A 14,351-nucleotide genomic window follows, 5' to 3' on the forward strand; every position below is an offset into this window, starting at 1 on the left:
ATGAAAATAGATCGTAACCCTTTTCGCGACTATACGGCTGAATCAGCCCTCTTCGTGCGCCGTGCACTGGTGGCGTTTATCGGCATTCTGCTACTTAGCGGTGTCCTGGCCTTCAATCTGTATAACCTGCAAATTGTTCGTTTCCAGGATTACCAGACCCGTTCCAATGATAACCGCATTAAGCTGGTGCCCATCGCGCCCAGCCGCGGCATTATTTACGACCGCAACGGTACGCCACTGGCGCTTAACCGCACCATTTATCAGCTCGAGCTGGTCCCGGAAAAAGTGGATGATCTGCAGGCCACGCTGGAGGCCCTCAAGCCCATCGTCGATTTAACGCCTGACGATATCGAAAACTTCAAGAAAGAACGCCAGCGATCCAGACGCTTCACGTCTATTGCAGTGAAAACCGCATTGACCGAAGTGCAGGTCGCCCGTTTCTCCGTGAACCAGTTCCATTTCCCCGGCGTGGAAGTGAAAGGCTATCAGCGCCGCTATTACCCGTACGGTTCCGCGCTGACGCACGTCATCGGCTATGTGTCGAAAATTAACGATCGTGATGTGGAGCGTCTGGATAAAGACGGCATTCTGGCCAACTACGCCGCCACGCACGACATCGGTAAACTCGGTATCGAACGGTATTACGAAGACACGCTTCACGGCAAAACGGGCTATGAAGAAGTGGAAGTTAATAACCGTGGCCGGGTGATCCGCCAGTTGCACGAAGAGCCGCCTCAGGCGGGTAAAGATATTTACCTGACTATCGACTTGCCGTTGCAGCAATATATCGAAGAACTCCTGACTACCAGCCGCGCGGCCGTGGTGGTGAGCGATCCGCGTGATGGTGCAATCCGCGCGCTGGTCTCGAACCCAAGCTATGACCCGAATCTGTTCGTCGAAGGGATCTCCAGTAAGGATTACAGCCGGCTGTTAAATGATGCCGATAAACCGCTGATTAACCGCACCACGCAGGGCGTGTATCCGCCTGCCTCAACGGTAAAACCTTATATTTCCGTCTCTGCGCTGACATCCGGCGTGATAACTAAAAATACCTCATTATTTGACCCCGGCTGGTGGCAGTTACCTGGCTCGGACAAGCGCTATCGTGACTGGAAACACTGGGGCCATGGCCGCCTGAACGTCACCAAAGCCCTTGAGGAATCCGCCGATACCTTCTTCTATCAGGTCGCGTACGATATGGGTATCGATCGCCTTTCAGAGTGGATGGGCAAATTCGGTTACGGTCATTACACCGGCATCGACCTTTCGGAAGAGCGCAGCGGTAACATGCCAAACCGTGACTGGAAGTTTAAGCGCTTTAAGAAACCCTGGTATCAGGGCGACACCATTCCGGTGGGCATCGGTCAGGGTTACTGGACTGCCACGCCGATACAGATCATGAAAGCAATGACCACGCTGATTAATGACGGTGACGTCAAAACGCCGCATCTGTTGCTGAGTACCAAAATTGATGGCAAGCAGGTGCCATACCGTCAGGAAGACACCACGCAGATTGGTGACATCCATTCCGGCTATTGGGAAATCGCCAAAGACGGGATGTATGGCGTCGCCAATCGCCCGAACGGCACTGCGAGAAAGTTTTTTGCTGATGCTCCCTATAAAGCTGCAGCCAAATCCGGTACAGCACAAGTTTACGGTTTGAAAGCCAATGAAATCTATAATGCGCATAAGATTGCAGAGCATCTGCGTGACCATAAACTGATGACCTCTTTTGCGCCGTATGACAAGCCTACCGTGGCCGTGGCCGTGGTGCTGGAAAACGGCGGTGCAGGTCCGGCAGTCGGGACGATTTCGCGGCAGATACTCGACCATATTTTATTGGGCGATAACACGACACAATTACCGGCTGACGCGCCTGCGCCGCCGGGAACCGAAGGTGATTAACCGGCAATGACTGAGAACCAACAAAAAAGATCATTGTGGTCGAAAATGCACATCGACCTGACCATGTTGCTGATCATACTTGCGCTGCTGACTTACAGTGCGTTTGTGATGTGGAGCGCGAGTGGTCAGGATCTTGGCATGATGGAACGTAAAGTCGGCCAGATTCTGATGGGTCTGGTAATCATGCTGGTCATGGCGCAAATTCCACCGCGTGTTTACGAAAGCTGGGCGCCCTATCTGTATATCTTCTGCGTCTTTCTGCTGGTGCTGGTGGATGCGTTTGGCAGCATCAGTAAAGGTGCGCAGCGCTGGCTGGATTTAGGCATCATCAAATTCCAGCCCTCGGAACTGGCGAAAATCGCCGTCCCGCTCATGGTGGCGCGCTTTATTAACCGCGACGTGTGTCCGCCTTCACTGAAAAATACCGCCATCGCGCTGGCGCTGATTTTCATCCCTACCCTGCTGGTGGCTGCACAGCCCGATCTGGGGACGTCGATTCTGATCGCCGCATCCGGCCTGTTCGTGCTGTTCCTCTCCGGTATGAGCTGGAAACTGATCGCCGTCGCCGCCATTTTGGTCGCCGCCTTTATCCCGATCCTGTGGTTCTTCCTGATGCACGATTACCAGCGCGACCGCGTGATGATGTTGTTGGATCCGGAGAGCGATCCGCTCGGCGCGGGCTATCATATTATTCAGTCGAAAATCGCCATCGGCTCAGGCGGTTTCTCCGGCAAAGGCTGGCTGCACGGCACTCAGTCACAGCTGGAATTTCTGCCAGAACGCCATACAGACTTTATCTTTGCAGTACTTGCTGAAGAGCTGGGTCTGATAGGCGTGCTGGTGCTGCTCGGCCTGTATTTATGCCTCATAATGCGCGGTCTGATGATTGCCGCCCATGCTCAGACAACCTTCGGACGCGTCATGTCCGGTGGACTGATGCTGATTCTGTTTGTTTATGTCTTTGTTAACATCGGCATGGTCAGTGGTATTGTCCCGGTGGTTGGGGTACCTTTGCCTCTGGTCAGCTATGGCGGGTCAGCACTCATCGTGCTAATGGCAGGGTTTGGTATCGTCATGTCGATACATACTCATCGAAAAATGTTGTCGAAAAATTTATAGAGGTGAGCAATGCGTAAGGAGTGGCTTGGAGCTGTCATTATCGGTTTGCTGTTAAGTGGCTGCGCCACTGACGAAACTCAGCAACAACAACCGGTGCCACAACAGGCGTATAACGGCCCGGTGGTGGAAATCGGCGGCGCTGATCCGCGTTACGAGCCTTATAATCAGGGTACGATGCAGGATTATACCGTTAACGGTAAAACCTATAAAATCGTCAAAGATCCGTCCAACTTCTCGCAGGTAGGACAGGCCGCCTGGTACGGGCAAGAAAACGGCGGCAACACCACTGCGATTGGCGAAGAATTTGATCCGACTGCCATGACCGCCGCCCACCCTACGCTGCCGATCCCAAGCTATGTACGCGTTACCAATATGGCCACTGGCCGTATGCTGGTGGTTCGCGTCAACGACCGTGGTCCTTACGTGCCGGGCAAAATCATCGACCTGTCGCAGGCCGCTGCAGATCGTCTGAACCTGACCAACAGCACCAAAGTGCGCATCGATTTCATTAATGTTGCTCAGGACGGCACCATGACCGGCCCCGGCACCATCGGCACTACCGTCGCCAAACAGTCTTATGCCCTGCCCGCTCGCCCAAGCTTAGGCGCGAGCGACATGGGAACGCCTACGATGCAGGCTGAGCCGGTGAGCACTTCCGATGTGCGTCCCATTGATAACAGCACGCTGAGTAACCCGAACGCTGCGCCGCTGACCAATGATGAAGCAGCAGGCGGCAATGCTCCTGTGACGACAATGTCAGGCAACAGCGGCAATGGCGGTTTCCTCAGCGCACCCACACCGTTACGTAATGGTGTTCTGGAAAGTAGTGAACCGGTCTCCGCGCCGGTAATGGCCACCGCAGCGCCGGTTGCCGCTACCGCAGCCGTGGCGGCACCTGCTCACACCACGGCTATCTCAGGCTCAGGCTATATGGTTCAGGTCGGCGCCCTGAGTAATCCGCAGAATGCACAGTTGTGGCAGAAAAGCCTCAGCCAGCGTTTCTCGGTGCCGGGAAAAGTGCAGGCGAACGGCAGCACTTACCGCGTGCAACTTGGCCCCTTCAGCACCCGCCAGCAGGCCGTCCAGTTACAGCAGCGACTGGCCAGCGAAGCGCAGCAGCAGTCATTCGTGACGGCCAGCAATTAATTATCAGAGACAGGGCGTGAGCCCTGTTTCATAAGTAAAAATCAGTAAGCGCCGGTAATCGCAGATGTCTGATACAGGACTCTTCTGCTATAGTGACGCACGTTTATCACCTACTCCTACGGATGTTGTTGTCCCGATCATGAAACTTGTAAACACTTCACGTTTAGTCAAAAGCCTCGCATTTGGCACCGTTATCTCCTTCAGTGCAGCGTCCGCTTATGCCGACGATGTTAATTTAAAAACAATGATCCCTGGCGTTCCGCAAATTGATGCTGAAGCCTATGTCCTGATCGACTACAACTCCGGCAAAGTTCTGGCAGAAATGAATGCCGATGCCCGCCGTGACCCGGCCAGCCTGACAAAAATGATGACCAGCTACGTGATTGGTCAGTCCATTAAGGCAGGCAAAATCAGCCCGACGGACATCGTTACCGTCGGTCAGGATGCCTGGGCAACCGGCAATCCGGTGTTCAAAGGTTCTTCCCTGATGTTCCTCAAACCAGGCGATCGCGTGCCGGTGTCCGAACTCAACCGTGGCATTATTCTGCAATCAGGTAACGATGCCTGCGTCGCGATGGCTGACCATGTCGCCGGAAGTCAGGACGCTTTCGTTGCCATGATGAATAACTACGTAAACGCTCTTGGCCTGAAAAATACCCATTTCGGTACGGTTCATGGTCTGGATGCGGAGGGTCAGTACAGCTCAGCGCGTGATATGGCGTTGATCGGCCAGGCGCTGATCCGCGATGTGCCGGAAGAGTACGCGACCTACAAAGAGAAAGAGTTCACCTTCAACAATATCCGTCAGATGAACCGCAACGGTTTGCTGTGGGATCAAAGCCTGAGCGTGGATGGCATCAAAACCGGCCATACGGAATCGGCAGGTTACAATCTGGTGGCCTCTGCGACTGAAGGCCAGATGCGTCTGATCTCCGCCGTGATGGGCGGTCATACTTACAAAGGCCGTGAAGTTGAAAGCAAAAAGCTGCTGACCTGGGGCTTCCGCTTCTTCGAAACCGTGTCTCCGCTGAAAGCAGGCAAAGAGTTTGCGTCTGAGCCAGTATGGTTTGGTGATACCGATCGCGTCGCACTGGGCGTGGAAAAAGATGCGTATCTGACCATCCCGCGCGGCCGCATGAAAGATTTGAAAGCCAGCTACGTACTGAATACGCCAGAACTGCACGCACCGTTGCAGAAAAATCAGGTTGTCGGTTCGATCAACTTCCAGCTGGATGGCAAAACGATTGATGAGCGTCCGCTGGTAGTGATGAACGAAGTGAAAGAAGGCGGTTTCTTCGGTCGCATCGTGGATTACATCAAACTGATGTTCCATCATTGGTTTGGTTAAGTGCCCGCTTGAAATAGTTTGCAACAGTCCCCATATAATGGGTATAGATATTAGCTCCCGCTCCGGCGGGAGTTATACTTTCAGAGACAATACTTAATACGCGGTACAACACGCTGGAGTGCACATGAAAACCAAACTGAACGAACTGCTCGAATTCCCTTGTTCCTTTACCTACAAAGTAATGGGCCTGGCACAACCCGAGCTGGTGGACCAGGTTGTGGAAGTCGTGCAACGCCATGCGCCTGGCGACTACAATCCTCAGGTAAAACCGAGCAGTAAAGGGAATTTCCACTCCGTTTCTATTACGATCACTGCCACGCATATCGATCAGGTCGAAACCCTGTACGATGAGCTGGGCAATATCGAAATTGTCCGCATGGTGCTGTAAGCCCTTTCTGATTAATCCGCGCGGGAGTCAGTCTGTCGCGCGGCGTCTTCCCTTCTACTGACGGTAACCGCCGTGCAATCACAAAATCCTCAAGAACGTATCGTACTGCGTCAGCTTGGTCTTCAGCCTTATGAGCCCGTTTCGCTGGCCATGCATCATTTCACTGAACACCGCACAGCAGATACGCTGGATGAAATCTGGCTGGTTGAGCATCATCGCGTGTTTACACAGGGTCAGGCCGGGAAAGCAGAGCATGTGCTGATGCCGGGCGATATTCCCGTTATCCAGAGTGACCGCGGCGGTCAGGTGACGTATCACGGTCCCGGTCAGCAGGTGATGTATGTGATGGTAGATTTGAAACGCAAAAAACTCGGCGTGCGTCAGTTAGTCACTGCAATCGAGCAAACCGTGGTCGATACGCTGGCCCATTTTTCAATTGATGCTTATCCTCGCGCCGATGCGCCGGGGGTGTACGTTGATGGCAAAAAAATCTGCTCGCTCGGGTTGCGCATCCGTAAAGGCTGCTCCTTACACGGTCTGGCGCTGAATATTGATATGGATTTGGAACCGTTCCACCGCATCAATCCCTGTGGATATGCCGGTCTGGAAATGACCCAGGCCAGCCGCGAAAAGCCGGGGCTGACTGTCGATCAGGTCATGCCAGTGTTGGTAAAAGCTTTCAATCATCATCTTAATTATCAGCAAGTTGATTATATGCCCTGGCAGATTGAGCAGTATGGCGTCGCCGCGCTCTGATTTGTGAGTTGTCTCGGGAAATGTCATGAGAAATCACAGGTTGATGCCGTAATTTGGTTTACTATCATCACGCTAAGTCTCTATCAGCATTTTATCGCTTAAGGATAAGCGCACTCCCCGGCCAGCAGCACGCCGGGACAGTCTTCTACACTGTCAGGAATGTTATATGGATGATAAAGATATTAGTGCCAGCCTGAGCAAGCTCCGTAATCTGGATCTCAACCTGCTGACCGTTTTTGAAGCGGTGTATCTGCATAAAGGCATTGTTCATGCCGCCAAAGCACTGAACCTGACGCCCTCGTCGGTCAGCCAGTCTATTCAGAAATTGCGTAATACGTTTCCCGATCCTTTGTTTATCCGTACCGGTCAGGGCATCAGCCCGACGGCATACGCGACCAACCTGCATAAACATATCAGCCTGGGTCTCAGCTCCATTCTGACCGGGCTGGACTTCACGCACGATAATGATAAATCCCGCGTGCTGACCGTCAGTTGCTTTCCTTATATTGCGCTCATCACCTTTCCGCTGATCCTTAAAGAACTTGAGAAAATTAACTGCAACTACACGCTCAAGCATCTGCCTTTGCTTGATCCGGAAGATACGCTGATCCAGCACCGTGCCGATTTAGTGATAGACACCAGCCCGTTATTTAATAAGTCATTGAAAGCCATCACGCTGATGTCAGACAGCACCGTGTTTGTTTGCAGGAAAAACCATCCTACCGTTAACGAAACCCTGAGCGCCGAACAGGCCGTGTCGCTGCCGCAAACCACTCTCATCACCAACGCCAGTGACCTGAAGCGGATGCAATTTGAACTCAGCGAATCCCTGCCCGACCGGCCGATTGTGTTTACCAGTTACAACGCCATCAATATTCTGTCGATGGTCGCCAGCACTGACTTACTGGGCATCCTGCCGGAAAAACTGGTGGATATGTTTGCCAATACATTCGAAGTGCAGAAACTCGCCTGCGAAATACCGACACTGTCGTACACCGTGATGATGTATTACAAAAAAGCCGCCAACAGCGACAAAACGCTGAGCATGATTATTGACGCCATCGGTGATGCTTTCGCTCAGCAAGAAAAATCCGCACGGGCGCAAAAAAATTCACACCCTATTAACACCAATCAACCGCCCCCCGCCCTCTGAGTAAATTCAGAGAAAATTCAGTAGATTGCGCTCAAAAAACGCCCTCACCCGCGCACAAATGATGTGACCCAGGTTAAAAAAATGCAGCATTTAGCACTTCAGGCCATGACGAAGGGCTGAACGTAACGATGCTTCAATGATATAATTTCCGCATTATTTCTACTTTTTTTGATGAATCAGCCAGTTCATTGAATGTCCTGAAAAATCTCGAGTTACGAGAGACAAACCTGGAAGCTGCAAGACTATGAGTAAACCGATTCAGATGGAACGCGGCGTTAAATACCGCGATGCAGATAAGATGGCGTTAATCCCGGTGAAAACCGTGGTCAGCGACCGGCAGGAAATGTTACGTAAGCCGGCATGGATGAAAATCAAATTGCCTGCCGACTCAACTAAAATTCAGGGCATCAAAGCGGCGCTGCGCAAGAACGGTTTGCACTCCGTGTGTGAGGAAGCCGCCTGCCCGAATCTTTCTGAATGCTTTAACCACGGCACCGCGACCTTCATGATCCTCGGCGCGATTTGTACCCGCCGTTGCCCGTTCTGCGACGTGGCACATGGCCGTCCTACCGCGCCTGATGTGAATGAGCCAGAAAAACTGGCACAGACCATTGCGGATATGGGCCTGCGTTATGTGGTGATCACCTCGGTTGACCGCGATGACTTGCGCGACGGTGGTGCTCAGCACTTTGCCGACTGTATCGCCGCCATCCGTGCCAAGAACCCGACGATTAAAATCGAAACACTAGTGCCTGATTTCCGTGGCCGTATGGATCGTGCGCTGGATATTCTCAACGAGACGCCGCCGGACGTGTTCAACCACAACCTGGAAAACGTACCGCGCGTTTACCGTCAGGTTCGCCCTGGGGCAAACTACGAGTGGTCACTGACTCTGCTGCAACGTTTCAAAGAAGCGCATCCGGAAGTGCCTACCAAATCTGGCCTGATGGTTGGTTTGGGTGAGACTAACGAAGAGATCATCGAAGTGATGCGCGATCTGCGCCGCCACGGTGTGACCATGCTGACGCTCGGCCAGTATTTACAACCAAGCCGTCACCACCTGCCGGTACAGCGTTACGTCAGCCCGGAAGAGTTTGACCAGATGAAAGAAGCAGCGATGGAAATGGGCTTCACCCACGCAGCCTGCGGTCCGTTCGTGCGTTCTTCTTATCACGCGGATCTGCAAGCCAAAGGGATGGAAGTAAAATAATTTGCGGCGCTGAAATCAGTTCAGCGCTTAAATATTTTGTTACTTCTTAATTGCAGAATGCAAAAAAGGTTGTTCGCGAGAACAACCTTTTTTATTTTCTGCAGTAACGCCAGCGAACTTATATCAGTCTTTATGCTCTACGCGTTTTTCTTCTGCAGCCGTTTTTTCAGCAGGTGCTGCCGGAGCCGGATCATCGTTCATGGCTTTCTTGAAGCCACGCAGCGCAGCACCAAGGTCCCCGCCCAAAGAGCGCAGCTTGCTGGTACCGAACAACAGAACGATCAGCACGCCGACCACCAACAATTTAGTAATACTTAGACCTTCCATACATACCTTCTTTACACTGAGTGCCAGAAAACAGCGGTAACAACCTGTCATTATTAACGGCCATTCGCGACGCTAATACAACCCGAAAATGTAACAGAACGGATCCAAACCTGTGCGCATTATGACCAGCGACGGCTATTATGAGCAAGAATCGCCCCCCCATAAAGCAATTCCGCCCTTCGCTGCCCAAAATACGCCGCAAGTTTGATTTCAACCCGCGTTTCGCTGCACCGCTGTCAGTCAGATAAACCGGCTCAGGAAAGCCTGCGTACGAGGATGTTGCGGATTGACTAAGACTTCATCCGCCGCGCCCTGCTCGACCACATACCCGCGATCCATAAACACCACCCGGTCGGCCGCTTCTTTTGCAAATCCGATCTCATGGGTGACAACAATCATTGTCAGCCCCTGCTGCGCCAGATCCCGCATTGTTGCCAGCACTTCACCGACCAGTTCCGGATCGAGCGCCGACGTTGGCTCATCGAACAGCATCAGTTTAGGTTTCACCGCCAGCGCACGGGCAATCGCAACGCGCTGTTGCTGTCCGCCGGAAAGATGGCGCGGATAGGCATCGGCTTTATCGCTCAGCCCGACCTTTTCCAGCAGCTCGCGGGCATATTTTTCCGCTTCCTGACGGGATTCTTTATGCACACCCACCGGCGCTTCAATAATGTTTTGCAGCACAGTCATGTGCGGATACAGATTGAATTGCTGGAACACCATGCCGATATCCCGGCGCTGGCGCGCAATCGCCCGCTCGGACAATTTGTGCAGCCGGTCGCCGCGCAGTTCATAACCAATCTGCTCACCGCCCACCATGATTGAACCGCGATCGATATCTTCCAGATGATTAATGCAGCGCAGAAACGTCGATTTACCCGAGCCCGAAGGCCCGAGGATCACCACCACTTCGCTTGGCTTTACATCCAGATCAATACCCTTGAGCACTTCGTTGTCGCCGTAACTTTTATGTACATTACGGGCAACCACCAGTGACGCCGTGTCGGATGACTGTACGTCGGATGGCATATGACTCATAAGTCCTCCTTGCGGGCCATGCCCGGTGAATTCATGATCGGCGCGGCTTTTTCTTCCGCCGCGTTCTGACGGCGCTTCACACTGGGTAACGTACGGCGCGTACCACGGGAGTAGTAACGCTCGACGGCAGACTGCCCGAGGTTCAGCAGCGAGGTGATAAACAGATACCAGATAACGGCGACCATCAGCATCGGCACCACTTCAAAGGTACGGTTGTAAATGGTTTGCACGGAATACAGCAGATCGCCCATCGCGATGACGCTGACCAGCGATGTCGCTTTGATCATACTGATCAACTGGTTACCGGTTGGTGGAATGATGGAACGCATCGCCTGCGGAATAATAATCCGGCGCAGCGCGCGCCCGCGGCTCATACCGAACGCCTGTGCGGTTTCGGCCTGACCGTTATCCACCGAGAGCAAACCGGCGCGAATGATTTCCGCCATGTACGCGGCTTCGTTCAGCGCCAGACCGGCAATCGCGGCGGTCAGCGGGGTGATCAGATCATTGGTGTTCCAGCTCATGTATTCCGGGCCAAACGGAACGCCCAGTACGACGCGCGGGAATAACGTCGACATGTTGTACCAGAACAGCAGCTGCACCAGCAGCGGCGTTCCGCGAAAGAACCAGATGTACAAGCCCGCCAGCTGCCGCAGCAACAGGCTGTCAGACAAACGGGCAATGGCCAGCATCAGACCAATGAACACACCGAGCAACATGGAAACGACGGTCAGGCCCAGCGTCACGCCCAGACCTTTGATCACCGAACCTTCCAAGAACCATTGCGCGACAACGTGCCATTCAAAGTTCTTGTTCTGCGATACGCCCCAGAGTACATCTGCGGCGATCAGCAGTACCACAATCCAGGCAACCCAGCGGCCAAAGCTGCGGGGTGCATGGGAGAACTCAACGTTACGGCGTGGATCCTGCGTATAGTCGTCCTTGACTGCCGGCTTTGAACTATACGTTTTGTCGGTCATTTAGGTTGCGCCTTTGCCAGGTTGATGCCCGGTGCCTGAATCATATTGCCTTCCAGACCCCATTTTTTCATGATGATGGCGTAGGTGCCGTTATCAAACAGCTTCTGATAACCGGCCAGAATTGCATCGCGTACGGCGGAATCTTTCGGCACCACGGTGCCCTGGTAAATGTCGCCGAAGCCGTTAGATTTTCCAGTGCCGGTCAGTTCCAGCTGGCCGTTGGCTTTTTCAACGAAGTACGTCAGCGGCGCCTGAGACGAGAAGAAGGCGTCAGAGCGGTTAGAACGCACCGCCAGAATGGACGTCGGCTGGTCACTGAATGACTGCACGGTCACGGCAGGTTTGCCGTCTTTCACACACACTTCAGACTGCTTGCGGATCACCTGTTCAGCCGAACCGCCCGCCATTACGGCAATACGCTTGCCGCAGGTATCGTCGAGCGCGTTAATTTTTTCGGGATTGCCTTTACGCACGCCGAACACCACAAACTCTTTCACGAAATCGACGAAATCATTCTTCGCCTGGCGATCGGGATAATCACCGATCGGGCCGATACCCATCTGGTAACGTCCTGCGGCCATGCCGCTCAAAATGCCGGACAAACCGGTGACCGACGCGTGTTCAATTTTTACGCCCAGCACTTCTCCCAGCGCGTGGGACAGATCGGCACTGGCACCGTCAAGACCGTTGCTGCCAGTCACGATTTCATAGGGAGGAAAAGAGCCATTGTTCACAGAGGTCATCACACCTGACTTCTGAATGTCCGCAGGTAATTTGGCGTGGATCGCCGGATCCATTGTCTGAGTCGGAATCGCAACACTTTCAGCAGCAAAGGCATTCAGGGAAGACACGGAAAGTAATGCAGCAGTCAGAACCGCGGCCTGACGTAATTGTTTTGCCATCATCTCTTAATCCTCTGTGTAAAAAATCAGTCTGTGAGTTTATGAATGTTGTGTATTTATAGTTAATGCCTTCCGTGGCGGACTTCTTTGGATAATGCTTTCTGTTTATAGGTCTTTATTTACAACGAGTTCCCTGGTGAGGCGCTCGCGTTACTGCTTTTAGGCGCTGAATGTCAACCGGTGAGGACCAGTCGGATTCAGGCCTCGTCGTTGTTCAGCTGCGGCAACCCAAAACGGCGGTTAGCCAGCACCGGCAACACTTTACGGGCATGTGCCAGACGATCTTTGTCCAGCTCGGCAAACACTAACGCAGGCGCTTCGGCGGCGCGGGCAATGGCCACGCCGAGCGGATCGACCACCATACTGTTACCGATATTGCGCTCGCCACATTCGCCCACCGCCACCATATAGGTGGTATTTTCCAGTGCGCGGGCGGTGACCAGCACTTCCCAATGCATTTCTTTCAGCGGCCCTTTCACCCAGGCGGCAGGCAGTACCAGCGCGTCTGCGCCATCGAGCACCAGACGGCGCGCGAGTTCAGGGAAACGCACGTCATAACAGGTCATCAGGCCGACGTTAAAACCGGCCACGTTGACCAGCGGCGGCACGTCGTCGCCGGCGGTGACGTTTTTTGATTCCTGCGAGGAGAACGCATCATACAAATGCAGCTTGCGGTATTCGGAAATGATTTCGCCATTACGAATAGAAATCAGCACGTTATACGCGCGGCCATCCGGTGCAGGCGTATGCACGCTCATCATGGTGGTCATCTGATTACCACGGCTGGCGTCCAGCAGCTGGCTGACGAACGGACCGTCCAGCGGCTGTGCGGCTTTTAGCACCAAATCCGGGTCGGTGATATCACGCGCTAAAATACCTTCCGGCAGAACCAGTAAATCGGTTCCGGCTTCCAGTGATTTCGCCATGAGCGACAGGCAGGTTTCGACGTTGGCTTCCCATTCGCGGGCAACAGCAAACTGACCTAATGCAACTTTCATCATTACTTCTCCGGCCATTAACGGGTGGCAAACTGCGGGAACAAATCTGCCGGCGTCAGGCGCTGAGCAGTCAGCCCCTGTGCGTGTAATTCATGAGCAAAATCGTCGATCATTTTCTCGTTCGCCGCGAAACCGTTTGTATTCCAGTTCGCCGGTAAATCCACTACCGTGCGACGTAAATCATCCAGCAGCCACGGCGTGGTATCGGCGTATTTCGCGCGCTTATCCATCCAGATTTCATACGAACGGTCGATGATGTCGCTTAATGCCTGCGGCAGCCACGGATGCGCTTCGGCCAGTGCCGGTTTGATAGCCAGCAAATGAATGCCGGGGATGTAACCGACGCGATTGAAATACGCCAGCTCGGCGGCACGGAAATCGGGCTGGAACTGGCGGAAACCGGAATCCGGTTTGAAAAAACCGTCGGGCATAAATGGCGTGAAAATCGCGTCCAGCCAGCCTTCCTGCAACAGTTCCATCATCGGACGTTCACCCGGCACCGTTTCGATGCGTCCTTCGCGGCCAAAACCGGCCAGACGATCGACAATCGGGTGCGCTTCGGTCAGGCGTCCCACATACCAGTTTGCATCTTCAATCCCCACGCCTTCCAGCGCCAGCAGCGTGCGGGTCCAGGTGTTGCCTGAATCCTGCCAGCCGGTCAGGCCGATACGTTTCCCCGCCAGCTGCGACAACTCGGTCAGCGGGCTGTCATCCCGGGTGATGATGCAACGCTGACGAAAACCGCGCATCAGGAAATGCGGGATAGCCAGCAGATCGGATTCGCCACGGGCGCGCCCCTGTGCATAACGGCTGAACGAAACTTCGCCTGCATCGTACTTCTCGCTGGTCGCCAGGTTATCAACCAGCGTCCCCACACGATCAATCTCGAGATTAAATCCTTCAGGTTTAAGATCGCCCAACGCCAGCGGCGTAAAATAATCCCAGTCACGTACTGCCAGCCTGATGGTAATCGTCACATCTATCCCCTTAAGTGTCAGCATCTGAAATGCAGAAAGATAACTGTGCGTTCATCAGTTGGTCACAAACCGATCCACAAACGCACCAAATTCTTTTACGAAGG

The 14,351-nt window shown here is 53.5% G+C and carries 14 protein-coding genes; 8 read left to right on the forward strand and 6 right to left on the reverse strand.

The window, feature by feature from the left end; translation table 11 throughout:
- The 8 genes from mrdA (at position 1) to lipA (ending at position 9,025) form a co-directional block, all read left to right on the forward strand.
- Entirely contained in the window at positions 1-1,905 is a 1,905-nt protein-coding gene (gene mrdA, locus I2123_RS17745; protein ID WP_120078216.1) for a peptidoglycan DD-transpeptidase MrdA, read from the forward strand.
- Positions 1,906-1,911: 6 nt separating this feature from the next.
- Entirely contained in the window at positions 1,912-3,024 is a 1,113-nt protein-coding gene (mrdB, locus tag I2123_RS17750; RefSeq protein WP_112169024.1) for a peptidoglycan glycosyltransferase MrdB, read from the forward strand.
- Between the two features lie 9 nt (positions 3,025-3,033).
- A complete protein-coding gene (rlpA, locus tag I2123_RS17755) occupies positions 3,034-4,170 on the forward strand; it encodes an endolytic peptidoglycan transglycosylase RlpA (RefSeq protein ID WP_112169026.1) in 1,137 nt (378 codons plus the stop codon).
- Positions 4,171-4,309: 139 nt separating this feature from the next.
- A complete protein-coding gene (gene dacA, locus I2123_RS17760) occupies positions 4,310-5,518 on the forward strand; it encodes a D-alanyl-D-alanine carboxypeptidase DacA (protein WP_112169028.1) in 1,209 nt (402 codons plus the stop codon).
- 124 nt (positions 5,519-5,642) lie between these two features.
- Positions 5,643-5,906 (forward strand): DUF493 family protein YbeD, encoded by a 264-nt coding sequence (gene ybeD, locus I2123_RS17765; RefSeq protein WP_112169030.1) that lies wholly within the window; start codon positions 5,643-5,645, stop codon positions 5,904-5,906.
- 72 nt (positions 5,907-5,978) lie between these two features.
- Positions 5,979-6,662: a lipoyl(octanoyl) transferase LipB gene (gene lipB, locus I2123_RS17770; RefSeq protein WP_112169032.1), complete on the forward strand. Its 684-nt coding sequence runs from the start codon at positions 5,979-5,981 to the stop codon at positions 6,660-6,662.
- Positions 6,663-6,828: 166 nt separating this feature from the next.
- Entirely contained in the window at positions 6,829-7,815 is a 987-nt protein-coding gene (locus I2123_RS17775) for a YbeF family transcriptional regulator (RefSeq protein ID WP_213051145.1), read from the forward strand.
- Positions 7,816-8,059: 244 nt separating this feature from the next.
- Entirely contained in the window at positions 8,060-9,025 is a 966-nt protein-coding gene (lipA, locus tag I2123_RS17780) for a lipoyl synthase (protein WP_112169035.1), read from the forward strand.
- A gap of 123 nt (positions 9,026-9,148) precedes the next feature.
- Here the strand turns inward: lipA and tatA are convergent, their stop codons facing one another.
- From tatA to I2123_RS17810, 6 genes are all read right to left on the reverse strand, one after another.
- Positions 9,149-9,352: a Sec-independent protein translocase subunit TatA gene (gene tatA, locus I2123_RS17785; RefSeq protein WP_112169037.1), complete on the reverse strand. Its 204-nt coding sequence runs from the start codon at positions 9,350-9,352 to the stop codon at positions 9,149-9,151.
- Positions 9,353-9,592: 240 nt separating this feature from the next.
- Entirely contained in the window at positions 9,593-10,390 is a 798-nt protein-coding gene (locus I2123_RS17790; RefSeq protein ID WP_112169039.1) for an amino acid ABC transporter ATP-binding protein, read from the reverse strand.
- A complete protein-coding gene (locus I2123_RS17795) occupies positions 10,387-11,370 on the reverse strand; it encodes an amino acid ABC transporter permease (protein ID WP_112169041.1) in 984 nt (327 codons plus the stop codon). Before I2123_RS17795 ends, I2123_RS17790 begins: the two co-directional genes overlap by 4 nt.
- A complete protein-coding gene (locus I2123_RS17800; protein ID WP_213051146.1) occupies positions 11,367-12,275 on the reverse strand; it encodes an ABC transporter substrate-binding protein in 909 nt (302 codons plus the stop codon). Before I2123_RS17800 ends, I2123_RS17795 begins: the two co-directional genes overlap by 4 nt.
- Positions 12,276-12,469: 194 nt before the next feature.
- Positions 12,470-13,270 (reverse strand): deaminated glutathione amidase, encoded by an 801-nt coding sequence (locus I2123_RS17805; RefSeq protein WP_213052557.1) that lies wholly within the window; start codon positions 13,268-13,270, stop codon positions 12,470-12,472.
- Between the two features lie 17 nt (positions 13,271-13,287).
- Positions 13,288-14,247 carry a substrate-binding domain-containing protein gene (locus I2123_RS17810; protein WP_112169045.1) on the reverse strand — a complete coding sequence of 320 codons (960 nt, stop codon included), beginning with the start codon at positions 14,245-14,247 and terminating at the stop codon, positions 13,288-13,290.
- Positions 14,248-14,351: the final 104 nt, after the last annotated feature.

This window comes from Rahnella inusitata (genome assembly GCF_018288855.1).
Classification (GTDB): Bacteria; Pseudomonadota; Gammaproteobacteria; order Enterobacterales; family Enterobacteriaceae; genus Rahnella; species Rahnella inusitata.

Coding starts and splice junctions, on each gene's coding strand:
- dacA (WP_112169028.1), top strand. CDS start 4,310: ATGAAACTTGTAAACACTTCACGTTTAGTCAAAAGCCTCGCATTTGGC.
- I2123_RS17775 (WP_213051145.1), top strand. CDS start 6,829: ATGGATGATAAAGATATTAGTGCCAGCCTGAGCAAGCTCCGTAATCTG.
- lipA (WP_112169035.1), top strand. CDS start 8,060: ATGAGTAAACCGATTCAGATGGAACGCGGCGTTAAATACCGCGATGCA.
- rlpA (WP_112169026.1), top strand. CDS start 3,034: ATGCGTAAGGAGTGGCTTGGAGCTGTCATTATCGGTTTGCTGTTAAGT.
- tatA (WP_112169037.1), bottom strand. CDS start 9,352: ATGGAAGGTCTAAGTATTACTAAATTGTTGGTGGTCGGCGTGCTGATC.
- mrdA (WP_120078216.1), top strand. CDS start 1: ATGAAAATAGATCGTAACCCTTTTCGCGACTATACGGCTGAATCAGCC.
- mrdB (WP_112169024.1), top strand. CDS start 1,912: ATGACTGAGAACCAACAAAAAAGATCATTGTGGTCGAAAATGCACATC.
- ybeD (WP_112169030.1), top strand. CDS start 5,643: ATGAAAACCAAACTGAACGAACTGCTCGAATTCCCTTGTTCCTTTACC.
- I2123_RS17800 (WP_213051146.1), bottom strand. CDS start 12,275: ATGATGGCAAAACAATTACGTCAGGCCGCGGTTCTGACTGCTGCATTA.
- I2123_RS17790 (WP_112169039.1), bottom strand. CDS start 10,390: ATGAGTCATATGCCATCCGACGTACAGTCATCCGACACGGCGTCACTG.
- I2123_RS17795 (WP_112169041.1), bottom strand. CDS start 11,370: ATGACCGACAAAACGTATAGTTCAAAGCCGGCAGTCAAGGACGACTAT.
- I2123_RS17805 (WP_213052557.1), bottom strand. CDS start 13,270: ATGAAAGTTGCATTAGGTCAGTTTGCTGTTGCCCGCGAATGGGAAGCC.